Here is a 25,152-nt window from a genome sequence, read left to right on the forward strand (position 1 = left end):
GGTCGATGTTCCATCGCAGAAGACGGCCCGAAAGGGGCAAGGCTCAGCTGTGGGGGGCGTAGGACCGTCTTCAGTGTTCCGGCAACTCAGGAGTCAGATATGAAATACTACCTGTGCAAATACATTCCGCCCCGCCCAGACTTTCTGGCGACCATGTCTGCCGACGAGCAGGAATGGATGAAGCAGCACGGGGTTTTCCTCGATACGCGCCTCCAGGAAGGAAAGATCGTCGCGCATGGTCCGGTGATGGATCCTGCCGGCGGCTACGGCGTCTCGCTCTACCAGATTGGCGATGATCAAGACATTCAGGCGATCACGTCGGAAGATCCGATCGTGAAGAACGGCGCCGGCCATTATGAGCATCATCCAATGCTTCATCTGAAGGCGCGTGGCTGACGTCGCATCGGCACTGTTGCCAGCCCGAGAGGGAGCACTTTCTCAGCGAGCTGTTGACCGGCTCATTGCGGATCTCTCACCGGCCAATGGAAGTTCAACATCGACGGCAGCAAGGTGCCCAGCAGCTCGGCTTCCGGCTCGTCGCTTCTGAGCACGAAGGAGAATTTGTCTTCGATTGCCATGTGGGCAATCCCATGGATCGTCGACACAGCCGCGACGATGCCGGGATGCACGGCTTGGTCCGTTTCAGGTGGAAAAGTCGATCCATAATATTCTGCGGCGGTAAGGACGAAGCCAGTCATGGCGGAATAGACGGCAGGCTCGAAGTCGGGGTGATGGCGGTTGACCAGATCCCTGCGGCAGATCAGGCGGAAATGACCGGGATTGTCGAGGGCGTATCTGACATAGGCCGTCCCGAGCGACTGGAGCTTCTGCTCAGCAGTTTGATTCGCAACGAGAGCATCGGACAAATACCGAGCTAGTTGCCCATAGGCCGCGATCGCCACCTCGGTGAGCAGGCCGACGATGCTGCCAAAATGGTGTTTCGGCGCGCCGGGTGACACGCCGGCCCGGCGGGCTGCCTCCCGCAACGAAAATCCCTCGACGCCGCTTTCCCGGATGATCTCATCCGAGGCCGCGATCAAAGCCGAGCGAAGTTCGCCGTGATGGTAGTTTTCCCGGATTGTCACGCTCACGTTAATTCCTCAAAAATTGCACCGAAATCTATACACTGCATAAATTCCCCTTTACACGGGATTTATGCAGTGTATAGATCATGCCTGCCCAGTCCACGCATAACCGAAACTTCAGGGATTTGCATCCATGAGTATATCAGTCGCCCTTATCGGCCAGGAAGAGCAAATGGCCTCGCAGGTCTGCGCTCGTCCGAACAGATCGACTTCTTTCGAGGGTGGGTTGGATCGCAAATCCCCTACGCGCTGCATCGGTGGTTCCGTCGAGTTTGCATCTCGCCACGGCGATCACTCAAGAGATTTTCGCGGGGGACCGGTCGTGTGCTTGAACTCCGCCCCGGCACTGGCGTGCTGAACTAAGTCACACCAGCAATCCCTTTCAACATCAGGTTCCGACCGGGCGGTCCCACGAGGCCACCCGACCCAAAACGACGACCGTAATATCCCACAACCCCATTGCCGTTGGCGGCACGATCCGAAGGAAAATTGAAATGAGCAACAACAACCGCGGCGTCGCCGTCGTCACAGGTGCAGCGGCCGGTATCGGCCGCGCCACGGCAAAGGCTCTGGTAACCGCGGGCTACCGCGTCTTTGGAACCAGCCGCAAGGCGACAGCCGGGTCTGCCAATGGCATCACGATGTTGACCTGCGACGTGACGGACAGTCAATCGGTCGCGGGCATGATCGCCGAGGTCATCAAACAGGCTGGCCGCATCGACGTTCTAGTCAACAATGCCGGTGGCGCACTGATCGGCGGAGCGGAAGAGTCCTCGATCGAACAGGCTCAGGCACTTTTCGACCTGAATGTCTTCGGGATCATTCGTGTTACGAACGAGGTGTTGCCGATCATGCGCAACCAGCGCAACGGCCGCATCATCAACATCAGTTCGGTCGTCGGCTTCATTCCGAGCCCGTTCAGCGCGCTCTACACTGCGACGAAACATGCTGTCGAAGGTTATTCCGAATCGCTCGATCACGAAGTCCGCACGTTGGGGATCCGCGTCCTGCTCGTCGAACCTGCATTTACCCGCACAGCTCTCGACCATAACTCGACGCAGCCCGACCGCATGACTGGTGTCTACGACGGCGGCCGCAAGACGACAGAAGCTGTCTGGAACAGCGCGATCAAGGCAGGCGATGCGCCCGAAGTGGTTGGCGAAGCGGTCGTCAAGGCAGCCACCGCGAAATCGCCGAAACTGCGCTATCCCGCCAGCAAAGCCGCCCGTCAATTGCACTTCCTGCGCCGCTTCGTTCCCGCCAGTGCATTCGACAAGAGCCTGCGCAAGCAGATGAAGCTGCCAGACTGACACAGCCTGCGGCTCAACAATGCGTCTCATGCCGGTATCCGGCATGAGACGCAGGCAAGACACTCATAGGCGATCGGCTCGCATTCGAAGGGACCGACCTCCGTCGATCCCCCCTGTCTTCTGCCGTTCGTAGGCAACAGATCCCGATTCAGGTATTCAAGCCGCCATCCACTGTGAGGATGGTTCCGGTGATGTGCCTTGCTGCCGGGCTTGCGAGGAAAGCCACAGCGGCGGCCACATCTTCCGGCTCGCCGTAACGTCCAAGTGGAATCAGGGCGCGCTGGAAGTCGGCGAAGTCGCCATTGGCGGGATTCATTTCGGTGTCGGTCGAACCCGGCTGGACGAGGTTTACGGTGATATCGCGAGATCCGAGTTCGCGTGCGAGGCCGCGGGTAAACGAGTGGAGCGCGGATTTTGTCATGTAATAGACCGTACCGGTGTCGCCGACGATGCGTTCGGCGCCGACCGAGCCGATCGTGATGACGCGGCTTCCCGCCTGCAGATAGGGAATGGCCGCCTGCGAAGCGAGCAGAGGCGACCGCACATTGACATCAAGCAGCGCATCGATCTGCTCGACGCTGACGTCGGCGATCGCACCGTAAAGCGCGATTGCGGCATTGTTGACGAGGATGTCGAGACCGCCAAGTGCCTGGGCGGCCTCGTCGACCGAGCGCTTCACGGCCGCCGGATCGGCGCTGTCGGCCTGGATGGCAAGCGCTTTGCGGCCCTTGCCCTCGATCGCCCGGACGACTTCGGCGGCGCGATCGGCCGAACGCTCATAGGTGATGGCGACATCTGCGCCCTTGTCGGCAAGCGCCAATGCGATGGCGGCGCCAATGCCACGCGAGCCACCTGTGACGAGGGCACGCTTTCCAGCCAGTTCTGTCATGATCTTCTCTTTCTGTAGTGATCGACACATAAATAGCTAGGCACGTTGCGATGGGGTGTCAATGGGTTTATATAATGATCGATGCAAAAATCGGATGAGATGTCGAACGTCAATGAAACCCCTGCCCGCAGTCGCGGGCGGCCGCGGGCGTTCGACCGGGAAGCAGCCTTGGCGCAAGCGACCCGGCTGTTCTGGATCAAGGGCTTCGAGGCGACCTCGATCGCCGATCTCACCGAGGCGATGGGGATCGGATCGCCGAGCCTTTACGCGGCATTCGGTTCGAAGGAGGCGCTCTATGCCGAGGCGCTGCGCCACTATCGCGACAACAACGAGGCGCTCGTCTGGGCAGGCTTCTTTTCCGCGGGCACGGCCCGTGAGGCGGTGATGTCGTTTCTGATGGATTCGGCCGCTGCCCTGACCGGCTGTGTCGTGGATATTCCCCGCGGCTGCATGGTGGCGCTCTCTTCGGTCGGCAGCGAGGGCCACGCGGAACTCGGCGAACTCGTACGAGCCGCCCGCGCCGTCACGCTCGACCGCCTGAAGGCGCGCCTGAACCAGGCGATATCAGCAGGCGAAATTCCGGTCTCGACCGACGTCCACGCGCTGGCCCGCTTCGTGCAGACCGTTCAGAACGGCATGTCGATCCTCGCCCGTGACGAAGCGACCCGTGGCGAACTGGAGGCCGTCGCCGACCTGGCCATGCTGGGTTGGGACACTCGAACCGGGGCTGCTGAGCGCAGGCAGGGCTGATCGCGTTTCGAATATTGTAAGCGGATGCTCCTGCGTCACCTTTGGTTAGTTGCTCGCGGCAGCTTGGTAGGATCGCCGGCGTGTGGCGCTGCCCCTCATCCGGCTGCCGCCACCTTCTCCCCGTAAACGGGGCGAAGGGGATATGCCGCGCCCTTTCCGTTCGCCATTGGCGTCTTGTATGGCACGTCCCCTCTCCCCGTTTTTACGGGGAGAGGGTTAGGGTGAGGGGCAGCCATTCGCGCGAACCGTCCCGTCAGGACGACGCCGGCGGGAAGCGGTTACGGAAAGGTCTTCGTGACCCTGATCGTTCCGACGATCGCCGCGTTGAACTGATCCATCTCCTCGGCAGATATCCAATATTCGAGATGCGCCCGGCCGCCCACTTCCTGAACCGCATGGCCGCCGAGGTAATCCTTTCTCACGTCAAACTTCGTGACGAAGCCAGAGCCGCTCCTCGGCACATTCCAGTCGCGCGCGATCTTGATGGCATAATCTTCCGACAGCACGGGATAAAAGATCGGCTGGTCTGGCAAGCGCGGAGGAAATCCGCGCATGTCGAGATCGCGAATAAGCGCCAGTTCCCCAGGCCCGACAGGACGCCACAGGGTAATAGTTTCGATATCTTCGCTCATCTTCGTCTCTCTGCGGTAATCCGACAGTCTAGCGGCGAACCTATCTTCGGGCGTCATTCAAAACCGGCGATCTTCAGAGAAAGGCAAATTAATGCCGTGCTCGTCAAGGGTCGACTTATAGTGATTAAGGTAAGACCAAAGCGTGTTGCGAAGACCGTTCAAATCCTCGTAGCCCGGCGTTCCGCGACCAACTTTTTCACATGCAACGTCAGCCCGCAGGCACATGGCATAGAGATTATCACCCTGAACGAGAATGCCGGGAAACTTTCGGCCGGGATGACGCATCACGGCGGCATTGGTCATGTCCGAAAAAATATCGACGTCTTCGCTGCGCATCGGTCACTCACAAGCAGATCGGTTATAGGGATGGTGCATATCACTAAACCATGCGCAGCGTAGGGGCTTTTCATTCGTTCACGACCTGAAGCGTTCCAGGAGTGCGGGCCGCCCGTGCGGTGGCCCAGACCGGCAAGCCACGCTCTATGCCAACATGATCCCGCGCAAGGGCGTGATCTATCCGAAAGAGGCCGATACTCGCGCGCCTGGCATCACCGAGGTCGGCCCCTTCGTCTGCTGGGTCGTGGATTCAGAAAATAACTCGACTATTTCCGTGCAATCAGCGTGGCGGTAATTCGTCCCTGCCGAAAACATATCCGAAAGCGCTGGCCCCTTCAAAAATGGTGCCTGTTAAGTCCGCACCATCAAACACGGCCGCATCGATTGCCGATCCGAAGAATGTTGCCGATGCCAGATTGGCTTGCGAGAAGTCGGACGTTTTGACGTTGCAATGGGAGAAGTCCGCGCGCTCCAGGTTAGCCTCCCTAAAGCTGGCAAAAAGGTGATTTCCAGTAAAAATGGCGCCACGAAGATCAGAATGGCTGAAATCGTAAATGCCGTCGCCGCGGTCCAGGTCCCGAAAAATGCGTTCCCCCGCTGCATAGCGCGCGAGGATTTCTTTCGATTTGATGTCGCGGTTCATATCCACACCTTAAAACAGTAAATGTCAGTTGCGACAGATGCTCTAACCGGTCAAATCTCCCCAGCCGCCGGCCCCCAGACATCCGTCAGCGCAAAACCGTTCGGATGCGGATCGAAGGGGTCGAGCGCTACCTGGGTCAGACCGAAGGTGAAGCCGCGGCCGGTGATGGTGGGGATGACGGCGGGGCGGCCAGCCACTTCGGTCACCGCCTGGAGGCCGACTTCGAATTCGGAGCCGATGATCGATTTCGAGGTGAAGGTGTCGCCGACCTTGGCCTTGCCGCGGGCATAAAGCGTGGCGAGATTGGCGGAATTTCCGGTGCCGCAGGGCGAGCGGTCGGCCCGGCCTGGCCACATGGTGGTGCAGGTGCGCACCGTGCCGTCGGCTTCGGTATCGCGGAACATCACATAGGCGACGCCCGAGATCGCCGGGATCTCGGGATGGACGACCTTGATGTCGCGGTTGATCAGCTCCTTGAGGATCATGCCGGCCTGGACGAGGCCGGCGGCATTGGCCTTCTCGATCGTCAGACCGATCTGGCCGACATCAACAAGCGCATAGAAGATGCCGCCATAGCAGATATCGGCCTTGATCCTTCCCCAATGCGGCGTGTCGATCCCGACATCGAGTTCATGCACGAAGGAGGGCACCATGGTGAGCTTCACCTTCTCGCAGCGCCCGTCGCGGCAGGTCGCCGTCGCCTTGACGAGGCCGGCGGCAGTTTCGAGCGTCACGATCGTCTCCGGCTCTTTCATCTCGACGATGCCGGATTCGAGCAAGGCCGTGGTGACGCAGATCGAGTTCGAGCCGGAACTCGCATGCGCCTGATCGGGCTGCAGGATGATGAAGGCAGCGTCGGCCTCCGGGTGGCGCGCCGGCAGCAGCAGGTTGACCGAGCCGATGGGCGCGCCGCGCGGCTCCAGGCAAAGGAAGCGGCGCAGTTCGTCACCCTTCGGATCGGTGTTCAGCCAATGCAGCTGGGCGGCAATGGTATCGCCGGGGATCTTCGGCACGCCGCCGATCGCGACGCGGCCGATCTCACCTTCGGCGTGGACATCCAGCAGCTGGATGGTGCGCTTCCATCTCATATCGAAAACTCCAGATCAGACGTGACGGGTGACGCCGCCATCGACGCGAATATTCTGGCCGGTGATATACCCCGCGCCGTCGGAGAGCAGGAAGGCCGCGGTCTTGGCGATCTCCTCCACATGGCCGATGCGCTTCATCGGCACCTTCTCGGCGGTCTCGGGCTTGTGGTTCAGGCTGTCGATATACCCCGGCAGGATGCAGTTCATGCGGATATTGTCGGCCGCATAACGATCGGAATAGAGCTTGGTGAAGGCGCCGGCAGCGGCGCGGTAGGTGCAGGAAACCGGGAAGACCAGCGACGGCTCGTAGGCCGCAAAAGTAGTGATGTTGACGAAGGCGCCCTTGCCCTGTTTCAGCATGACCGGCGTCACCAGGCGGGCCATGCGCACCAGCGACAGGATCATCATGTCGGAACCGAGCGTCCAGTTCTCGTCTGAAATATCGAGCAGGTCGCCCTTCGGTGGATGGCCGCTCAGGTTGACGACGGCGTCAATGCGGCCATAGGTCTTCATCGTCAGCTCGAAGATCGCCTTGAGATCCTCGGCCTTTTCGGCCACGCCGCGCGCGGCGACGCCGCCGAGTTCGGCCGCCAGCTTCTCACAGCTTTCGGACGGCGACATCAGCGCCAGCTGATAGCCCTGCGCCGAGAGCTCGCGGGCGATTGCCTCGCCCATGCCGCGGCCGCCGCCGGTGATCAGCGCTAGGGGTTTCGTGGTATCGGACATCGGGGCCTCCTAATAGCGGTCTATGCGGAACGGGGTCACATCGAGGGATGGTTTGAGCCCGGTCACCATATCGGCGATCACCAGCGCTGTCGTTGCCGAAAAGGTCAGGCCGAGATGGCCGTGCCCGGTCGCATAGAAAACACCCGGCATCTTCGACGATGGCGAAATGATCGGGATCGTATCGGGCAGCGCCGGACGATGCCCCATCCATTCCGTCGTCTCCTCGACCTTCAGGCCGGGCAGCGCGCGCTGGGCGTGGCGCACCAGCACCCGCGGACGGCGGAAATCCGGTGCGGCATCGAGGCCAGCGAGTTCGACATTGCCGCCGACCCGGATGCCGCCCGCCGTCGGCGTCACCATGAAAGCGCGATGCGGCCAGATCACCGAATAGCGCATGGATATGCCGGGCTTCATGATCTGCGTGTGATAGCCGCGCTCGGTTTCGAGCGGGATCGGCTCGCCAAGCTTTTCGGCAAGGAAACGGGTGTGGACGCCGGCGGCAAGCACGACCGAACCGGCCTCGATCCGCCTGTCATCCTCGAGGAGAACGAGGGCGGTGCCATCGCCCCGGCGCTCGATATTCCGCACAGTGCCGGAGACGAAGGTCGTGCCTGCAGCCTTCGCGGCGTCGGTGAGTTTCACCACCAGCTTGTAGGGGTCGCGGATCGACTTGTTGTCGGGGAGCAGCACGGCTTTGGCGATCGCCGGCGACAAAGTGGGTTCGTAATATTGGATGGCGCCGTTGCTCAAGACCTCGAATTCGAGGCCGTAGCGCTGCATCATGGCGAGATGGCCGCGATCGGCGGCAAATTCCGCCTCCGTCTCATAGATCGCCAGACATCCTTCCTCGGTCATCAAGTCGGGTGCGCCGATCGCTTCGAGCATCTGCCTGAAATCGCCGAGCGCGCGGTTCGATAGGCTCATGCCGGCATCCTCGATCTCTCGGAGACGCGAGGGCCGGCCGGCGGCGAGGAAGCGCAGGAACCAGGGCAGCATCCTGGCGGCGTAGGAAGGCCGCAGCCAGACCGGGCCTTCCGGATCGAGCAGCCAGCCGGGGATCTTCTTCCAGGTCGAAGGGCCGGAGCCGGCGGCAAAATCAAGCGCGATGCTTGCCATATTGCCGAAAGAGGTGCCGCGGCCGGGCTCGCCCTTGTCGATCAGCGTCACTTCAAGGCCGCGCCGCTGCAGCTCGAAAGCGATCGAGGCGCCGATCACGCCCGCGCCGACGACCGCTACCCTCTTCTTCATCTCATCCGCCATGCCATCAACCCATCGCACGGCAGACAGAATTGCCGTCGTGAATCTGATATATCACATCAAGATGCGATGCCTAGAGAATTTCCGTTTTTTCCGAATCACGGAAATTCTCTATCTCTTTGTTATTTCGCAATTCCGAAACGCAAAACCGCTGTGCACTTTTGCTGGAATTGCTCTGTGGAATTTTTATTGGCTTTCCGGCAGGCCCGCACCGACGCTGTCGCCGACCGAGCCGACAGTGTTGTTCATCGACTGGCCGAGACGTTTCAGCTGGGCATCGTAGTTGCGCCGGGTGCGCGGATCGAAGATCGCAATCGGCGTGCTGACGGCAACGCTGACAGCACTTCCGGCGGTCTGGGCAGCGCCCATCGCCACCGCGCCGACGGCCTCGCCGAGCCCGACATTGGAATCGGTGATCGCCTGGCCGGCAATCAGCCGGTCGCCGATCAGCTTCACCACCTCGGGACTTTCGGCGAACTTGCCGTGGTTCAGCCGGTCGCCGCCCTTGAGCTTGGTGAGATCGAGCACGGTGATGCCGGCCGCCTCGAGCTTGCTGCGATAGGGTTCGACGGAAGGATCGATCTGGCCGAGCCGGTCGACATTGCCGGAGATGCGCCGCGACAGTGCCAGAGCCCGGTCGTCCTGCGAGACGAAGATGGTGAAGTGCGGCTTTTCCTTGCCGAGGCTTGCGAACTGGCGGCCGAAGACATCGACATCGAGATCCGGCGAAGCGAGGATGACATTGTTGATCTTCGGTGCGACGTGGCCGTTGCGGATCGCCATCTGCCTGAGCGCTTCGACCGTCAGCCACGTGCCCATCGAATGCGCCATGATGGTGATGTCGCTGACAGCCGGATTGGCGGCGGTGCGGGTGAGCAACTCCTCCAGCGCGTCGCGGGAATAGTTGGTGCTTTCCTTGTCGTAATTATAATCGAAGATGCTGCCGCGCGACGGCCAAGTGAAGACGACGGGGGCGACGTCGGCATGCGAATCGTGGACGATCTGCGCAAAGCGGTAGACGGCGTCCTCATAACGATTGTTGAATCCGTGCACGAAGACGAGCACCCGGCGGCTCTTCGGCATATGGGTCTGCAGCCAGGTCTCGCCGGCTCGCTCGCCTTCCAGCGGATCGACCGAAACGGTGACGAAATTGCGCAACGGATCGGCCGGCAGACGGCTTGGCCATTGCACCTGGCCGACCTTGCGATTGGCTTCCGGCGGGATCGAGACGTCGACGGCATTGACGGCGAGCCCGGTGCCGCGTTCGCCGGAGAAAAGCACGGCGGGATTGTCGTCGGCAGCGCGCGTCGTCGCGACGAGCAGGTCGACCTTGGAGGTGCCAGGGGCCGCGGTGCCAGCCGCCTGCATGACACCGACCGGCCTACCGCCGCAGCCGGAAAGCACCATCGTTGCAACCAGAAGACCTGTCAGAGCCGCGGGCAAGCCGCGTCTTTTGCCGATCATGACCAAACTCCAATCGGTTCCCGCACCGGACAGGCGGCGCCCGTTCAAATAGTCCGACGAGGCTTGCCGAGTCAAACCGCCGGAGGTGGAAGCCTTTGTTTTGCGCAATCCCTCGTGAAAACCGCAGGACCGGCGTTGCCCGGATCGGTAATTGGTCGATTTCGACTTAGGGCGAGGAGACTTGGTGGGAAAAGACTTGGGGGGAAAAGACTTGGGGGGAAAAGACTTGGGGGGAAAAGACTTGGGGGGAAAAGAAAAAAGCCCGACGCGGGAGGAGGTGCGCCGGGCTCTTGATCCTGACTGACAACTGGGAGGAGGAGTGTTGTCAGTCCGATGTAAGAGCGCTGGGAGGAGGAGTGCGCTGCTTACGAAGATAGTAATAGCCAATTCTTTTGATTCGGAATAGCGAAAATACCGCAATGCAGCAATGCGCTGGACGCAATGCTTGCCCTCAAAATAACAGGCCGCCGCCTCATTTTGCAGCATGTTTGACCGGATGGTCAAATTTATGCCGAAAATTGCGGCCTCGGCCTGGATCGTCGGCGTTGCCCCTCATCCGCCTGCCGGCACCTTCGCCCCGCTCGCGGGGCGAAGGGGGTATGCCGCACCCTCTCCGTTCCCCACCCACCCATCGCAGGGCACGTCCCCTCTCCCCATCTTTTACGGGGAGAGGGTTAGGGTGAGGGGCAGCGACTAGCGCAAACCGGAAAGCCTTGGGTTTGCCCGTCAAGCAGCCTTGAAGACCTTGCTTCCCTCTGCGTCGAGGGCGGAGAATTCCTCGTTAGAGAGGGTGATGTCGACGGCGGCGACGTTTTCCTCGAGATGCTTGACCTTGGAGGTGCCGGGGATCGGCAGCATGACCGGGCTGCGCTTCAGCACCCAGGCGAGCGCGATCTGGCTGGGTGCTGCATTGTGCTTTTTGGCGATCGTATCGAGCAGTGAGCCGGGCTTGGCGAGGTCGCCGGCGGCGAGCGGATACCACGGGATGAAGCCGATATTGTGCTTGGCGCAATAGTCGAGCACATCCTCGCTGGTGCGGTCGACGAGATTGTAGCGGTTCTGGACGGTCGCGACCTTGAAGTGCTTCGAGGCGGCCTCGATGTCGGCAACGGATACTTCGCTCAGACCCGCATGGCGGATGAGGCCGGTATCGAGCAGCGATTTGATCGCATCGAACTGTTCCTTGGCCGGCACCTTCTGATCGATCCGATGCAATTGCCAGAGATCGATCTGCTCGACGCCGAGATTGCGCAGGCTCTTATGCGCCTGCTGGATCAGGTATTCCGGACGGCCGACGGGCAGCCAGATATCGGGACCGTGGCGGGTCAGCCCGCCCTTGGTGGCGATGACCGACTTGCCGCCATACGGATGCAGGGCTTCCTTGATCAGCCACTCGGAGACATCGGGGCCGTAGGAATCGGCCGTATCGATGAAGTTGACGCCGAGTTCCGGCAGGCGCTTCAGCGTACGGATGGATTCGGCATGATCGGAAGGCTCGCCCCAGATGCCCTTGCCGGTGACGCGCATGGCGCCGAAACCGAGACGATTGATCTCGATATCGCCGCCGATCTTGAAGGTGCCTGACTTTGCTGCGTTGTAACTGGACATGGTCTTTCCTCTCTTATCAATCAATCATTGAAATCGGTGGAACGGTCGGAGGCGGTTGAACAGCGGCGGCACGAATGCCGAGGCTTTCGGAGATACCTTCGAGCGCGAATGTCTGCCCTGATCGAAAGCGATGCCCGGCATGGTGATGATCCGCCTATCGAGGGGATCATCAGAATGTGGCCGCTGCGACGCTTGCAGATATAGGACGGCCCGGTTCCGATAACAGGGCCTGATGACAGGGATGAGCGGAAACATTGACATCGAGCCGATGTCGTTGAAAGTGCGCACGGCGGCGCAGGCGGTCCCGCGTCAACGCCTGGTCTTTGCCTCGTCGCCGAATTCCGCCAGCATCTTCCAGAGGTCAGTGAAAATCTCCCGGGCGAAATCCTGCGGCGAAGCACTTGGCGGGCGCTGCTGCCAGAGCTCAGCCCCGACGCGCAGCGCACCGATGACGATGGCCGCAAGGACGCGCATGCGGGGCCGTTCAAGCGGATCACCTCCCTTGCGCAGCAGCAGCGCCTCGGCGAGCTTCTGTTCGAGCTTGGCATATTTCAGCTGGTCGCGGGCCTGCAGCGCCGGCGTGCGATGGATGAGGTCCCCACGCGCCAGACCAGGCTCGTCGACGGAGGCGATGACGGTTGCGGTGATCGCCGCCTCGACCGCCGCGACGGAGGATTCGTCCGCCGGCCTTGCAGCGATTGCCACCATCAGGCGATCGGCGAAGGCATCCTGCCAGGCGAAGACAACCTCTTCCTTGGAGGGGAAATAATCGAAGAAACTGCGTTTGGAGACATCGGCCGCCTCGGTGATGTCCTCGATCGTCGTGGCCTCGAAGCCGCGCTGCAGGAAGAGGGTCATCGCCGCCTGCTCAATGCGCTCGCGCGTCTGCCGCCGCTTGCGTTCCCGCCTGCCTTCCGTCGTTTCCGTCCGCTTGTTCTCAGCCATTCCGGCCCGGCATCATCGTTCAGCCGCCGGTTTCGTTGGAAAAGGCGGCGACATCGTCGATGTCAGCCGCGCCCGCGCGATAGCTGAAGCGCTCGCGCGACAGTTCCAGCGGCTTGCGGCGCGAAATCCGGTAGACGGAGGCCGGCGGTAGGTTGCGCACCGTGCCGCCGATGCGCACCGCCTTCAGGCCGAGACGGTCGAGGATCGGCCGCGGCACCGGGCAGCGCGGACCGTAGGTGAACTGATAGACGGCGCCGCCCGGGCGCATATAGGCGAAGGCGCCGGCCAGGATCGAGGCGATCTTGCGCGGCGACATGGACAAAAGCGGCAGGCCGCTGACAACCGCGCCGACCGGTTCGCCTTCGAAAATATCGGCATGGGCGAGATGGGCGGCATCCATCTGCAACACGCGCGCCGTCGGAAAACGCGCCTGCAGCGATGAGATGAACTCCGGACCGTACTCGATCAGGGTCAGATCCGCTTCGCTGACCCCGCGCGCCAGCAGCGCCCGGGTGAAGACGCCGGTTCCCGGGCCGAGCTCGATGATCGGACCGTCGAGTGCGGCAATTTCACTGGTCATGATCCTGGCAAGCGAATCCCCCGACGGCGCGATGGCCGCGACCCGAAGCGGGTTGCTGATCCAAGAGCGGAAAAAATGCAGGAAATCGGAGCATGCGGCCTTTGCAGTCATGACTATCCCACCTGTCTGAAATTCGATTGATTATGAAAAGCGACCATCGCGGCGAGCATGGCAATTCCAAGGCAGAGGCGTCAATCGCTCGTCGCTGCGGCTTTTCGCAACACCCACCGTCAACAGCTTGCTGATTTTGTACTTATTGCATTTTTGCATTCGATGCAACATCGTACGAACGACAATTGGGGAAGGACATGCCGTACCCGGCTGGCAAGGCCGAGGATGGCGCCGAGGGAAAAGCGAGGTCTGCTAACAAACTGAGGGCGGCTCGGAGGCCGCCCTTCAGCTCAGACGGGGCCGCTCGCGATGGCGAACGGCCGAGCGTCTCGTCAGTAATTGCAGCTGGAGCTGCTCGTCGGGTTGAAGCCGAGCTTGCAATCCATGTTGAGCGGCTTCTTCGGGTTCATCATATAATGTGTCGAGCCCCTGGTTTCCGAGGCGCGCTCGCCGATCGAACCGGTCGTGCGCCTGTCGTGCTCAACCGTGGTTTCTTGGCTCGCAACCGGACGCTCGGCTGCGCCCTGCTCTGTCGCGCTCGACTGGAGGGGAGCTGCCGTGGCCGAGAAGGCCGAGAGGCCGAGGATTGCGCCGAAGGCAGCGGCCATCAGGCCGTTCTTGAAAGTCGTGGTCATAATCGTCTCCTTGGGAGGATTCGGGGAATTTACGCCCCGGAGTTAGGAAGGCGATCTGTCACATACTACGGTGCCAAAGCAGAGGTCACGGACATGTGAGCGGCGGCCCGATCAAGAAAAAGGCGGCTCATCGCCGCCTCCTTCATTTGCCGGCTCAATAGCCGTTATCGCAAGGCATGCTGCCGGGGCCGATCGATCCGGAAAACGTAGGGTTGCACATTTCCGGAGCTGCGGGCCTGTTCACCGGCGCGCGGACGATGGAGCCCGTGGTGCCGGCCTCGACGCCGAAGGCGGCAAGCGGATACCAGTAGCCATCGGAATGGCGGCGGGTGCCTGGGCGCTCGGTGCGAAAGCCCTGATAGCCATGCCAGGACCCGGCATGTGGTTTATATTGCACCATTTTTACATCCGAGACGGCGGGCGGTCGAGCCGTTTGAACGGGTGCTGCCTGCGCAGGGATGATCGACGTGAGGGCGAGAAGGGCGCCGAGCGCGGCGGTGGATGGGGCAAGCCTGAACATCTTCATGATAAACCCTCCTTATGGATTTATCTCGGAAGAATGCCTTTCAGACGAGCGGAGTTCCATGGCTCACACGCAATTCCAAAACTCGTGATTGCAGGCGATCCGGCGTGACTAAATCGCCAAAAAACGTGAAAAGTCGCGATCAGGAAAGGGCTCAAACAGCGCTGGTGACGAAACGTGAATTCTCTGTTCTCAATTCGCGTATAATGTCCGGTAGCCCTGGCCGGAGAGGCAGGCGACATATTGGCGATGGGCGGCAGCGCGCGCTATCGTTTCGGCCTCAAGCTCATCGGCCTGAGCATATCCGGTCAGTTGGGCGCGCAGCTGATACTGCTTCCTCGCCTCGTCATACATGGCGTTGCCGTCGGTCATGCAAAGGCCGTGCGCAACGACCGGCGGATTGACCGGCACGCCGACCGCCAGGAGCACGGGATCATTGGCGTGGTCGATGCAGCCGCCAAGGGCCGTCATCATCGCCAGGGCAGCCAGAGCCCGAAAAATTCCCACCGCCATGCATTCCTCCGGCTGAAGCGCCTTAAAGATCATCTGACCTGCGGATACATCAGGAAGGTTGCGCGAAACTAGGCTGACGGCTTGCCCGCCAATCCCGACCGGACGCACCACCTGACCAGAGATGCTTAAAATATTGCTAAAATATTATATTAATGCTTACTTGTAGTCGTAAACGCTAATCTTTCGGGAGGGAAAGATTATGGCTTCGCCGTGGGTAAACGACGCGCTCTCGCACGCACAATCAGCATTTTCCAGCAAGACTGATACAAATATCCTTGAGGTCGGGGGCGGCTCCCGCACGCATATCCCCTTGAAAGGTGCGCGATATACCGTTGTCGACATCTCCAAGGAGCAACTCGAAAAGAACCAGGACGCCGCTGAGAGGATCCTCGGCGATGCTCAAACCATCGACTATGGAGATCGTCACTTCGACGCCTGCGTCTTCTGGGACGTTCTCGAGCATTTGGAAAGCCCGCGCTCTGCTTTGTTGAGAGCCCATGATACCCTGTCTCCCGGTGGTCTGGTGTTCGTCAAGGGTCCGATCCTGAATTCAGCCAAAGGGATCTTCACCGACCTGACGCCCTGGTGGACACACGTCTTGTTCTATCGCTACGTTCTCAGGCAGAAAAACGCCGGAAAGCCGGGCTATGCCCCGTTCCGCGTCGAGCATGCCGCAGAGGCATCCCATTCGGAGATTGCCGGGACATTGAAAGACCTCGGGATGGATGTCGTCTTTGTCGGCGAATATGTGTCGACGCAGGTGCATGCGCTCAAGGATAGAATTCCCCCGCTTTATTGGCTCTATGAAGCTTTCGGTCTTGTGCTTCGCACGGTTTCGGCCGGGAAGATCGGGGGTCGGGAGACGGAGTTCCTGATCGTGGCAAAGTGCCTTCGTTAGGGACACCCCACCAAGATCTATATAGCACTTCGGAATCCCGAAATTGGTTGCGGCATTGAAATCATTCAGCGTTTCTCCCTGTCGACAGCTCACGAAGCGCGGCGGATTTCGGAATGCCGAAGCGGGGGGATTTCGGGATTCCGAAGTGGGACTTTTTTCTTCCTGCCGACGCGCCCGCGTTTGTCGGCGGCAATCTTGCGATCGGTCTCGGACCATTTCCGGCACCTTTCCGCCGTGCATCGTTTCCATTCATCCGTCGCTGGCGCACCCTCATGGTCACCGACAAAGGTCAGCGTGAACCGGTTGGGATGCGCGACGCCACTGCCTGCCCGGCCGCGGCGAACTTTTATCAGCCCCTTATATTCGAGCTCATCGATCGCATCGGCCACATATTCGCCGGTCACGCCGTAAGACACGAACTGAGGGTGGGTCACGATCAGCTTGCCGTTTTCCAAGGCAGCGTGCGACGTGTGCTCGATGACGATGCGGAAGAAGGCGCGGCAGGCGTTCGCACTCAATGTCGTGAAGGCCGCAGATTCCAGCAACTGAATGGTGAACCATTGCCAGCGAAGGCTGCCGTCGTCCGTGCCGCTCGGCGGAGCGGTATGCTTGCGCACCATCGCCCGCGTCTTTCCCTGACTGGTTCGGCTTTTGTCGCGAGGGTTGAATTCCGCCATCAGCCCCTCGCCCCCGTCGCCGGCCGATCCTTCGGCAGTCTGCCTGTGCTGCGAGACCGGCAATTCTGTTCATAAAGCGGCCGACGGCCCGGGCTCGTCCCGGCGACCAACTCGCCGATAGGGAAAAATTTGCTCGACATCCGGCATTCCATGGTTGCAATCACGGGCAACCTAGCGCAAGAACGATCCACGAACTAGGAAAATATTCTTAGTTTTGATCTTACATTGTTCGGTTGCGCCTGCTACGATCAGCGCCTGAATATCGAGGGGTAGGAGCGCGATGCGAATGATCGGCATGAGGGAAAAGAGCGTGGTGGTTTGCGGCAAGCGGCTGCTGGCATTGATTTCGATCCTGCTGGGAAGCGCCGTTCAGGCTTTTTCCTGCGATCAGCCGGTCGTGATCTCGAATTGGTCCTTCTGTGCGACCGGCAATGTGAGCGCTGAGGGCGGCGCCGCTGATTGGAAAATCGTTCCCGCGTGGACTCGCAAGGACGCCATAAGCGCGTATTTCGGAAATGATCCGCGGCTCTTGGCAAACCACGGGCTTTGCAACGCCAAATTCCAGCGCGTCGTCCTCTGCCAGCCGGGATGGCAAACGGGCAACCCGGATGAGTGCTCATATCTGGTTTGCAGCGGCTATTACGCATCTTTGGTCGGGAAGGAAGAAAGGGAAGCCTATGAGAGAGACCACCCGACCGCTCAATAGTTTTTCGCTTCGCTGCCTTGGGGCAGAGACTGGGGCGGTCGATGAAAAGTGCTTAACCTTGATCTCCCGATCTCGATCTTGAAAACCTGAAGCAGTTTCGCGCAAAACGATTATCGTAGCGTCAGCACTACCCATTCTCTTCATCAGCCAATAAGCTCGCGGCCGGCAGCCGGAAGGCGCCCTACAACCTTCAATGTTCAGAGGCCCTGCCCGCATGACATCACTGTGCTGGAAGAGATTTGTCTGGTTTTGCGTTTGCCTCATACTCTCCCATCCGGCATGGTCCGCCGGCGGCATCGAGATCCCGGGCTATGCGCCAGCGACCGGCGTCGAGCGCAGCTACCGCGTTCAAAAAGCGACGGAGACCGATATGTCGTTCTGGTTCGACAAATCAGGCGCCCCGCCGGTGACGGCACGCGGCGCGTTTCGCCAGGCTATGACCGTCCTGTCGCGGGATGAAGACGGCATGCGGGTCCGCTGGTCCCTCAGCGCCGATTTGCCGGAAGGCCTTGCGGGCCTTGCCGACAGCTATCAGATGAACCTGCTCTATCGCAATTCCCTCACGGCCTATGGCACCGCTGCGCTCGAACTCGAAACCGACCTGAACGGCAACCCGCGCGATCTCTCCGGTGTCGATCAGATCGTGGCGCACATGCGGGCGATGGCGGCCAATGGACCGGGTGGAGTTCCCGTGGCACCACAAAGCGGGGTCTATGACATCATCGCCAAGCTGGAGGCAAACCCTCTTCAAATTGTTGCCGCCTTGGTGCCGGAGGCGCAACTGCTCGCCACGGGACAATCCTACAAGGATGAGACCATGGACATCGGACCGGCCTCGGCGACCTCGCGGGACGAAGATTATGGCGGCGTCAGTGTTCCGGTGACATCGACCTGGACCCTGAAATCCACCGACGCGACCGCACACACGGCAACCCTTTCCCTGTCGGAGGAAGCCGACGCTTCGGCATTCAGCCAATCGCAGCAGCCGGCAATCGCAAATTTGATGACGGGCTTTGCCGAGCGGGCAAAGAACCTCACGGCCGATCAGCTGGCTTTCCTCAAACGCGCCAGCAAGAGCCGAAGCGTCGAGCTCGTGGTGTCCCTGGACGATGGTTCGACACTCGAAGCGTCGGAGATCGTAACCGTTGAGGCAGGAGGGACGAGGTTGCGCACATATACCCACATCCAACGCGAGGATATGCCGGCCAGCCTGCTGCTCCCCGCCGTGCTGACAGCAAAAGACCTGCAGGCGCCCGATTTGCATATCGAGCCGCTGCCATCGGCCAAGGCCGGGCCGGGCATCCTGGATGAGCTTTCGACACCGCCTGCCCCACCGACGGCACCGCAAGAGGCGGCCATTGCTGCAGACAATGACGCGGCCAAGGCGATCGCGCCTGTCTCGCTTGAGGTGAAGAGTGCGGAGATAAGCCTGTCTCCCGTGTCCTACGACCATGGCCTGAATATCGTGCTCACCCCGGAAAGCGCCGCCACATTCCGCGATTTCACGCAGGCGGTATTGGGACGACAAACGCAGATGCTGATCAACGACAAGGTCGTCATGGAACCCTGGATGAGGGAGCCGATCATGGATGGTCGCATCGTTCTGGCGGGAACGGATAGGAAAGATCTGGAAGCGATGGCGGAACAGTTGAGGGTTCCCGGGGCCAAGATTCTCGTCCGGTTACGCCCATGAGGGCGCCAGCTGTGTAAAGGCGGACTTCAATCTTTCGCTTCAGAGATCAGACGTATCAGAGTTCCGTCACTCGCCGCGGCACTGATTGCCGTTGCGATCTGCCGGAACGGCCCACGCGCGACGAGCGTCTCTGGCGGAGGGTGTTTTCCGGGACCCGGATCGATAAAGGCCGAACACTGGTGATCCGAGTCGAGCATCGCCATGAATGATGTGGCGACAATCGCTTCGCCGCAGGCGGCGCATCGAAGAATATACGAACCGCGGTGGACAATCGATTCTGTTTTGTCCAATCCGCAGGACGGGCAGGCCAACATATTGGTCATTGCTTCACTCCGGCATGAGCACGCACGCGGCTCTAGGAGGCGGCGGCCAGAACGATGGCGATCGCGAGCAGCAACGGACCCATCCACTTGAAATGGCGAACCAACGGCGGCCGGCTGGCCGGCTTGCCTGGATATGGCAGATAACCAAAGCCGACGGACGTCATCCACAGGCCGGCGCAAAACATGATGATTTCGTCGATATAGGCTGCGATCATGACTCTCCTGCCTTCGGATCGGCGCTGCGATATCTCCGTCTCCGCGTCCAATACCACTCATCCTACCCATCAGCACGGCCAGACGGAAGAGAAGAGTGGATCTGAGAGATTAAACTTTGGGTAGCATAATTACCTCGAATCCCCTAGGCATTCGAACTCGTACACACGAATCCGCTACAGCCACTTTCTCGGGAATGTTTCATGCACAACGCCAAATTCATTCGTTACGCTGCCTTCTCCGCATGCGTCGCTTTTGCGGCATTTCAGGCCGGGCAGGTTCTGGCCGATTCGGCCAACGACAAGTTCTTTGACGCAGCCCTTTGCAAGCCGCCCTATACGATGACATCGGCAATGAAGATCTATGATGTCGTGGAAGCTCTGGCCAAGCCGGACACATCATCCTTGGGCGCGGCGATCTACAAACTCCCGAACCAGATAGGCCGCGACGGCTTTAAGTCGACCGAGATTTTCTTTGCTAACAACGCTGTTGGCGTCTTGATCGAGGGCGAACGCGCCGACGATCTGGCCGCGAAATACGGTTTGAAGCCGGAGACCTCGGACCTGCTCGGCACATCCACGAAGGGCTTTTCGCTTGAACTTCCTGCAGATCTGCAGCCGGAACCCGGAATGGCCGGCCCCGGAAAGGTCTCTATCGTTGCTCGCCAAGGCAACGCCCTGCCAGGCAAAACCTTGCTGGCGTGTGAATTCGTTCAGGATTTCTAAGAGGCGTCGCATAGGCGCGCAAAACGGCGGCACGAAACCCTTTTGAAAAGCACATCCCAGCAGTTCGCTGACCGAGAAAGGCATCTCGTGCATACTGCGCCTCGCCACGCCGGATGAATCGCCCTATGTGTGCAGGCTGCAACGGCAGAGAGCACGCAGCGGAGGTCCTGAGATCATGCAAACCATTTGGAAGAAGCCGGTAACGCTCGCCCTTGAAGGCCCGGATCAGTGGGTGGTGATCCAGACGACCCAGGCCGCGACATGGGCGCTGGTCGAAGACTGGCCGACCGAAGAGGGGCCTGCCTTGGACAAGGCCTGCGCGGTTTGCGCGGATGTCATGGCGGGAAAACGAAACCGGGAAGAGGCGCGGCAGGCGTTCATCGACGCTGCGATCGAAGCCGGAATCCCGATTAAGGAATAGGGCCAGGAGGCTCTGCTAGCTGAACTTCCATCCGGTCGGCGAGAGCCAGGTAGCGCGGATGGTTCCGGAGAGGATCTAGGTCGCTGTCCTTTTTCATCCAGGCCACGACCGATGCGACATAGGTAGGCGACCCGGACGCCTGCCGCTCGAGGCAGGCGATGGCCTCTGCAGGTTTGCCGAGCTTCGCATAGCAACAAGCGAGATTATAGAGGACTCTGAGATCGTCCCCAGCGATTGCGGCGGCACGGGACGCCCACGACGCTCCACGCTCCATCTCGCCCAAATCCGCCAGCAAACAGCCGCCGTAGCACATAAGGATCGGCTCGTCGGGATGTGCGGCGATCTCTCCTTCTATCAGTCGGAGGCATTCTCGCGCCGACTGTACCGCCTCTTGATGGTGTCCAAGGGATACATGGACCGCTCGCAACTGGTCCCAGGCCCGATAATCATCTGGCTTCAAGGTGATGGTGCGCTCATAGAAGCCGCGCGCCCTTTCGAACTGGCCCTGCGCGTGAAAATTGCGCCCATGGAAGAAGTTCGCCTCGAAAGAGGTCGGATCTCGTTCGAGGGCGAGCTCAAACTCGGCCTCCGCCTCAGCGCGTAGGCCCTTGCTAAACATTGCGATGCCTCGCGATGCATGGGCGTCGGCGAGACCTGGATCGAGCTCCAGAGCCCGGTCGGCGTTGCCTATGATGTTGTCATATGTGGCGGTCGGATCGTTGGCGAGCAGAAGGTAGGAGTCGCAGTCGGCCAGTCCGGCATATGCCCGCGCATAGAGCGGATCGACGTCGATGGCCTTCGCGAATAGACCCCGGGCTGCCTTTATGCTCCTCGATTCGTGTCCACGGTTAAAGAACGATCGCCCCATCAGATAAATTTGATAGGCCTCCAGATTGCCCCCGCTTGGTGATGGTCTCAAGCTCCTTTGCGAGGAGCCGCACCTTTAGCGCGTCGACAATGTGCTTGGAGATTTCGTCCTGCAGCGCGAAGATATCTTCAAGGTCGCGGTCGTACCGCTCCGCCCACACGTGCCGGCCATCCATTCCATTGATGAGCTGAGCCGCAATGCGCACTTTGGTTCCGGCCTTGCGCACGCTGCCTTCCAGCACATAGCGCGCGCCGAGTTCGCGTCCCACCTGCTTGATGTCCACGGAGCGACCTTTGTAGACAAAGCTTGAATTGCGGGCGATGACGCTGAGCGCCGACACTTTCGCAAGATCGGTAATGATGTCCTCAGTGACGCCGTCACTGAAGTATTCCTGTTCCGGATCGCCGCTCATGTTGGTGAACGGCAGCACCGCGATAGACGCGCCGTCGCGCTCGGCGGCGGCCGCCGCAGCGGGCCGCTTCGGCGGCGACCATGGGTGTGCGAAGCGCGCCATATGGACTTGTATGGGCCTCTCATGATTCTTCACGGAATGTTGGCCGAAATCCTCGAAATCGATCCCCAACCCGTTGCCGATGTGATCGCGCACAATGCCGGCGATCGCGACCCCGCCGGGATCGGCAAGGGATTGCAGGCGCGCCGCGACGTTGACCCCGTCACCATGGATGTCGTCGCCATCGACGATGATGTAGCCGAGATTGACCCCGATGCGATATACGAGGCGGTCCTGGGCGGCCTCCTGAGGTTCGGCTCTAGCCATCCCGCGTTGAACCTCGGTCGCGCACCTTACGGCATCGGCGACACTGGCGAACTCCACCAGCATCCCATCACCCATCAGCTTGACGATCCGTCCGTTGTGAGCGGCAATACAGGGGTCGACCAAGTCATGCCGCAACGACTTGAGGCGGCTCAGCGTACTGATGTCATCGATTTCCATCAAACGGGTGTAGCCGACGATGTCAGCTGAGAGGATCGCCGACAGCCTGCGTTGCATCGGAAGACCCCACACCCTGTTGACCGCAATGCTTGATCGTAGCGCTTAGAATCCGGCGCAATCATGTCGGGAAAATAGCAGACGCTAAAGGTGAGCCGCTGGGTGGCCGCTTTGGGTGCAATTGGCTCCTCCGGAAACACTGACGCCCTAAGCCGCTGCCGGGCGACCATCCAATTATGGTACCCTGGCTGTAGCGGTCGTTGATGACGGCGATAAAGACGGGAGCATCTGCTTTGGTGGCGTATTCCAGAGCCTCTTCTTGCGCAAGGGATCGTTACCTGCAGAGGCCGAGACGAGATCGCGCGGGGCTTCGCGTAGAGCCCGGCCTGCTAGGGTGCGCCATCACGGGGTGAATCGGAGAGCCTCAAGAAGCAGCTGGAAAGCCGGTGAAGACCGGCGACGGGAGGAATACGGCGAATCGGCAGTGCGGTTCTCGGCAGTTCGCCGGCCTGGAAAACCCGCCGAAGCAGTTCATGGCGGGCGGTGACGCCATATCAGCGGTGGTCCCTGTTCTGGAGCAGCGCCTCATTGAGCTGGATGCCTATGAAGAGCTGTCCAAGTCCACGAACGGATCGTTCTAAAACCGCGACGCTGACAGGAACGTCAAGCCGTCTCCGGGGCTTTGGCTCTCGCCAGGTCCTGCAGGAACTCTTCCATCAAGGGCTCGTCGCCGAACCGGCGATAAGCCCTTTCCGCTTCCAGCGAGAATGCCGGATGGGCTTCAACAAGGCTCGCCATGGTAGCCTGCGCCTTTTCAAGCTCTCCGCTTCCACCCTGCAACGCGGCTTGGATGAGAAGGCAATTCGCATCGCGGGGCGCTCTGACAAGACACTCGCTGATGACCGTGGCCGCCTCTTCGCGGCGGCCATCGGCATAAAGCGCCTGACCATGCACGTAGGCATAGTATTCCGGCGCCATGGGGTGCAGTCGGCGCGCCCGCTCCGCGTTGGCGACAGCGTCCGGATAGTCTCCGAACCGGACCTGCGCTTTGGCCAGCGCAATCATACTGTCGGGATCGTTGGGGTTCAGTTCGACCGCACGCTGCGCCGCCTGAAGTCCGCCGGAATAGTCCGCCTGCAGCGCAAGTCCGAAACTGATTACCTGATATCCAAAACCGAGATTGGGATCGAGCCGCACGGCCTGCCGCGCCTCACTGAGCCCCAAATCCAGCTCGGGCGCTGCGGCTTGACCGCCGGGCCTTTGCGCCACTTCGCCGATATAGGTCAACGCAAGGCCTGCGCGGGCTGCGGCATAAGCCGGGTCCATTTCCAGGGCGCGCTGGTACAGGCCACGGGCGGCGAGAATAGCGTTATGGTCAGTGGCGCCGTGCCGGTAACGGTCGCGGGCCTGCAAGACGAGATCATAGGCCTGCAGACTATCCGTCGGCCGCAGCGCCGCCGCTGCCGCTTCGCTTCGGCCGATATAGGGCGCGAGTTGCGCGACGATTTCCGTGGTGAGCTCGCTCTGGACGGTGAAAACGTCAGCAACCTTCTTGTCGAAGCTGCGCGACCATAAGTGCGCGCCCGTGCCTACATCAATGAGCTGCGCCGAAACGCGGAGCTGGTCGCCTTCCCGGCGCGCGCTGCCTTCAACCACGTAATCAACGCCAAGCTTTGCCGCGAGCTTACGCACATCCGTCTCCTGACTGCGCACGGCATAGGTGGAATCGCGGGCGATGACCTGAAGCTCGGGATTACGAGCGAGCGCCGTGGTCACGTCCTCGGTCAGTCCGTCCGCAAAGTAAGGCTGGTTGCCGCTGCCGCTCATGGTTGCGAACGGCATGACGGCAATCGAGGGTCTGGGGTCTCGACGGGTCTGGTCCAGAGAGAGTGCAGTTGGGATGCCGCTCACCATCGCTGCCAGCGGAAGAGGTGAAATCTGGGTGCCGATAAGAATGAGAGCGATGGCAGCAACGCCATAAGACCAGCGCGCCGCGCTGCAGCGCAGGACATGTGGCACCTGCCGCCAGATCGACCAGGAAGAGCCCGCCCGCCTTACGCGGTACACTTCAAGCAGCTCGGGAATATTCTTGGCGCGCCTGCGGCCGACTCGGGCGAACAGATCGCCGCGGTTGCGCTCGGCGGCCATCACCACAGCGCCGCTGACGAATATCTGGCCGGGCTCGGTCATGGCTTCAAGCCGGGCCGCGACGTTCACCCCATCCCCATAGACATCACCATTATCCTCGATGACATCACCGAGGTTGATGCCGATACGCAGCTTGAAAGGCCCGTCGTCAAAACCTTGCTGGATGGCAAGTGCCGCATCAACGGCCGCGTTGACGCTCGGGAACATCGCAAGGAAGCCGTCACCCGTCGTTTTGAAGGTGGTTCCGCCATGGCGGGCGACAGTCGGGTCGATCAGATGGTCAAAAACGGTGCGCAGCTCTGCATAGGTGGAAGACTCGTCCTCGGCCATCAGCCGGCTATAGCCGACGATATCAGCGGCCATGATTGCCGCGAGCTTGCGTTGCATTTCAGTCTCCCAACGGAGTGGCTTGGCACACGGCCGTCACTGCTAA

At 60.7% G+C, this 25,152-nt stretch carries 30 protein-coding genes; 9 read left to right on the forward strand and 21 right to left on the reverse strand.

What is annotated here, in order from left to right; genetic code table 11:
* The first annotated feature begins 99 nt into the window (after positions 1-99).
* Positions 100-396, forward strand: a complete 297-nt coding sequence (locus G9X67_RS23190) for a YciI family protein (RefSeq protein WP_171599789.1) — start codon at positions 100-102, stop codon at positions 394-396.
* A gap of 62 nt (positions 397-458) precedes the next feature.
* On the opposite strand, the gene G9X67_RS23195 is transcribed toward G9X67_RS23190, so the two are convergent.
* Positions 459-1,091 carry a TetR/AcrR family transcriptional regulator gene (locus tag G9X67_RS23195; RefSeq protein WP_171599790.1) on the reverse strand — a complete coding sequence of 211 codons (633 nt, stop codon included), beginning with the start codon at positions 1,089-1,091 and terminating at the stop codon, positions 459-461.
* A 488-nt stretch (positions 1,092-1,579) separates the two neighbouring features.
* Here G9X67_RS23195 and G9X67_RS23200 point away from each other — a divergent pair, with 488 nt between their 5' ends.
* The gene (locus tag G9X67_RS23200) at positions 1,580-2,395 is read left to right on the forward strand and encodes an oxidoreductase (RefSeq protein ID WP_171599791.1); all 816 of its coding nucleotides are present in this window, start codon (positions 1,580-1,582) and stop codon (positions 2,393-2,395) included.
* A 148-nt stretch (positions 2,396-2,543) separates the two neighbouring features.
* Here the strand turns inward: G9X67_RS23200 and G9X67_RS23205 are convergent, their stop codons facing one another.
* Positions 2,544-3,284: an SDR family oxidoreductase gene (locus tag G9X67_RS23205; protein WP_129417765.1), complete on the reverse strand. Its 741-nt coding sequence runs from the start codon at positions 3,282-3,284 to the stop codon at positions 2,544-2,546.
* Between the two features lie 81 nt (positions 3,285-3,365).
* Between G9X67_RS23205 and G9X67_RS23210 the strand changes: the two genes are divergently transcribed.
* Positions 3,366-4,034: a TetR/AcrR family transcriptional regulator gene (locus tag G9X67_RS23210; RefSeq protein ID WP_138332364.1), complete on the forward strand. Its 669-nt coding sequence runs from the start codon at positions 3,366-3,368 to the stop codon at positions 4,032-4,034.
* A 278-nt stretch (positions 4,035-4,312) separates the two neighbouring features.
* On the opposite strand, the gene G9X67_RS23215 is transcribed toward G9X67_RS23210, so the two are convergent.
* The 13 genes from G9X67_RS23215 to G9X67_RS23275 all read right to left on the reverse strand — a co-directional run bounded on the left by G9X67_RS23215 (position 4,313) and on the right by G9X67_RS23275 (position 15,095).
* The gene (locus tag G9X67_RS23215; protein WP_138332363.1) at positions 4,313-4,666 is read right to left on the reverse strand and encodes an ADP-ribosylation/crystallin J1; all 354 of its coding nucleotides are present in this window, start codon (positions 4,664-4,666) and stop codon (positions 4,313-4,315) included.
* A gap of 57 nt (positions 4,667-4,723) precedes the next feature.
* Positions 4,724-5,002: a hypothetical protein gene (locus G9X67_RS23220; RefSeq protein WP_138332362.1), complete on the reverse strand. Its 279-nt coding sequence runs from the start codon at positions 5,000-5,002 to the stop codon at positions 4,724-4,726.
* A gap of 280 nt (positions 5,003-5,282) precedes the next feature.
* On the reverse strand, positions 5,283-5,645 hold the full coding sequence (locus G9X67_RS23225; RefSeq protein WP_138332361.1) for a pentapeptide repeat-containing protein: 363 nt from the start codon (positions 5,643-5,645) through the stop codon (positions 5,283-5,285).
* Between the two features lie 50 nt (positions 5,646-5,695).
* Positions 5,696-6,733: a 4-hydroxyproline epimerase gene (locus G9X67_RS23230; protein ID WP_171599792.1), complete on the reverse strand. Its 1,038-nt coding sequence runs from the start codon at positions 6,731-6,733 to the stop codon at positions 5,696-5,698.
* A 15-nt stretch (positions 6,734-6,748) separates the two neighbouring features.
* Positions 6,749-7,459: an SDR family oxidoreductase gene (locus G9X67_RS23235; RefSeq protein ID WP_171599793.1), complete on the reverse strand. Its 711-nt coding sequence runs from the start codon at positions 7,457-7,459 to the stop codon at positions 6,749-6,751.
* 9 nt (positions 7,460-7,468) lie between these two features.
* Complete coding sequence (locus tag G9X67_RS23240; RefSeq protein ID WP_171599794.1) at positions 7,469-8,719, reverse strand: FAD-binding oxidoreductase; 1,251 nt, start codon at positions 8,717-8,719, stop codon at positions 7,469-7,471.
* 183 nt (positions 8,720-8,902) lie between these two features.
* Positions 8,903-10,180 (reverse strand): alpha/beta hydrolase, encoded by a 1,278-nt coding sequence (locus G9X67_RS23245; protein ID WP_171599795.1) that lies wholly within the window; start codon positions 10,178-10,180, stop codon positions 8,903-8,905.
* Positions 10,181-10,906: 726 nt separating this feature from the next.
* The gene (locus G9X67_RS23250) at positions 10,907-11,788 is read right to left on the reverse strand and encodes an aldo/keto reductase (RefSeq protein ID WP_003545036.1); all 882 of its coding nucleotides are present in this window, start codon (positions 11,786-11,788) and stop codon (positions 10,907-10,909) included.
* A gap of 309 nt (positions 11,789-12,097) precedes the next feature.
* Positions 12,098-12,733 (reverse strand): TetR family transcriptional regulator, encoded by a 636-nt coding sequence (locus G9X67_RS23255; protein ID WP_171599796.1) that lies wholly within the window; start codon positions 12,731-12,733, stop codon positions 12,098-12,100.
* A 19-nt stretch (positions 12,734-12,752) separates the two neighbouring features.
* A complete protein-coding gene (locus tag G9X67_RS23260; RefSeq protein WP_171599797.1) occupies positions 12,753-13,424 on the reverse strand; it encodes a methyltransferase domain-containing protein in 672 nt (223 codons plus the stop codon).
* A gap of 332 nt (positions 13,425-13,756) precedes the next feature.
* The gene (locus G9X67_RS23265) at positions 13,757-14,059 is read right to left on the reverse strand and encodes a hypothetical protein (protein ID WP_138388306.1); all 303 of its coding nucleotides are present in this window, start codon (positions 14,057-14,059) and stop codon (positions 13,757-13,759) included.
* A gap of 154 nt (positions 14,060-14,213) precedes the next feature.
* Positions 14,214-14,585, reverse strand: coding sequence for a hypothetical protein (locus tag G9X67_RS23270; RefSeq protein ID WP_062939820.1), 372 nt, complete (start codon positions 14,583-14,585; stop codon positions 14,214-14,216).
* Between the two features lie 189 nt (positions 14,586-14,774).
* Positions 14,775-15,095, reverse strand: a complete 321-nt coding sequence (locus G9X67_RS23275) for a hypothetical protein (protein WP_029873856.1) — start codon at positions 15,093-15,095, stop codon at positions 14,775-14,777.
* A 199-nt stretch (positions 15,096-15,294) separates the two neighbouring features.
* On the opposite strand from G9X67_RS23275, the gene G9X67_RS23280 reads away from it, so the two are divergent.
* Positions 15,295-15,993: a class I SAM-dependent methyltransferase gene (locus G9X67_RS23280; protein WP_011650257.1), complete on the forward strand. Its 699-nt coding sequence runs from the start codon at positions 15,295-15,297 to the stop codon at positions 15,991-15,993.
* Between the two features lie 89 nt (positions 15,994-16,082).
* Here G9X67_RS23280 and G9X67_RS23285 read toward each other — a convergent pair whose 3' ends face one another.
* The gene (locus G9X67_RS23285) at positions 16,083-16,670 is read right to left on the reverse strand and encodes a hypothetical protein (RefSeq protein WP_171599798.1); all 588 of its coding nucleotides are present in this window, start codon (positions 16,668-16,670) and stop codon (positions 16,083-16,085) included.
* 280 nt (positions 16,671-16,950) lie between these two features.
* On the opposite strand from G9X67_RS23285, the gene G9X67_RS23290 reads away from it, so the two are divergent.
* Both G9X67_RS23290 and G9X67_RS23295 read left to right on the forward strand, forming a co-directional pair.
* Entirely contained in the window at positions 16,951-17,376 is a 426-nt protein-coding gene (locus G9X67_RS23290; RefSeq protein ID WP_171599799.1) for a hypothetical protein, read from the forward strand.
* Positions 17,377-17,590: 214 nt separating this feature from the next.
* Entirely contained in the window at positions 17,591-19,069 is a 1,479-nt protein-coding gene (locus G9X67_RS23295) for a hypothetical protein (protein ID WP_171599800.1), read from the forward strand.
* Between the two features lie 26 nt (positions 19,070-19,095).
* Here the strand turns inward: G9X67_RS23295 and G9X67_RS23300 are convergent, their stop codons facing one another.
* A complete protein-coding gene (locus G9X67_RS23300) occupies positions 19,096-19,392 on the reverse strand; it encodes a hypothetical protein (protein WP_171599801.1) in 297 nt (98 codons plus the stop codon).
* Between the two features lie 32 nt (positions 19,393-19,424).
* On the reverse strand, positions 19,425-19,607 hold the full coding sequence (locus tag G9X67_RS23305) for a hypothetical protein (protein ID WP_017958768.1): 183 nt from the start codon (positions 19,605-19,607) through the stop codon (positions 19,425-19,427).
* Between the two features lie 201 nt (positions 19,608-19,808).
* Between G9X67_RS23305 and G9X67_RS23310 the strand changes: the two genes are divergently transcribed.
* Both G9X67_RS23310 and G9X67_RS23315 read left to right on the forward strand, forming a co-directional pair.
* Positions 19,809-20,330, forward strand: a complete 522-nt coding sequence (locus G9X67_RS23310) for a hypothetical protein (protein WP_171599802.1) — start codon at positions 19,809-19,811, stop codon at positions 20,328-20,330.
* 175 nt (positions 20,331-20,505) lie between these two features.
* The gene (locus G9X67_RS23315) at positions 20,506-20,751 is read left to right on the forward strand and encodes a DUF982 domain-containing protein (RefSeq protein ID WP_064245140.1); all 246 of its coding nucleotides are present in this window, start codon (positions 20,506-20,508) and stop codon (positions 20,749-20,751) included.
* Here the strand turns inward: G9X67_RS23315 and G9X67_RS23320 are convergent.
* Positions 20,741-21,670, reverse strand: a complete 930-nt coding sequence (locus G9X67_RS23320) for a tetratricopeptide repeat protein (protein WP_171599803.1) — start codon at positions 21,668-21,670, stop codon at positions 20,741-20,743. The two genes, G9X67_RS23315 and G9X67_RS23320, sit on opposite strands and share 11 nt — an antisense overlap.
* A complete protein-coding gene (locus G9X67_RS23325) occupies positions 21,600-22,631 on the reverse strand; it encodes an adenylate/guanylate cyclase domain-containing protein (protein WP_171599804.1) in 1,032 nt (343 codons plus the stop codon). Before G9X67_RS23325 ends, G9X67_RS23320 begins: the two co-directional genes overlap by 71 nt.
* Before the next feature lie 386 nt (positions 22,632-23,017).
* Here G9X67_RS23325 and G9X67_RS23330 point away from each other — a divergent pair, with 386 nt between their 5' ends.
* Positions 23,018-23,212 carry a hypothetical protein gene (locus G9X67_RS23330; RefSeq protein ID WP_138388315.1) on the forward strand — a complete coding sequence of 65 codons (195 nt, stop codon included), beginning with the start codon at positions 23,018-23,020 and terminating at the stop codon, positions 23,210-23,212.
* Positions 23,213-23,234: 22 nt separating this feature from the next.
* On the opposite strand, the gene G9X67_RS23335 is transcribed toward G9X67_RS23330, so the two are convergent.
* Positions 23,235-25,106 (reverse strand): adenylate/guanylate cyclase domain-containing protein, encoded by a 1,872-nt coding sequence (locus G9X67_RS23335; RefSeq protein ID WP_171599805.1) that lies wholly within the window; start codon positions 25,104-25,106, stop codon positions 23,235-23,237.
* Between the last annotated feature and the right edge of the window lie 46 nt (positions 25,107-25,152).

This window comes from Rhizobium sp. WYCCWR 11152 (genome assembly GCF_013087615.1).
Lineage (GTDB): Bacteria > Pseudomonadota > Alphaproteobacteria > Rhizobiales > Rhizobiaceae > Rhizobium > Rhizobium indicum.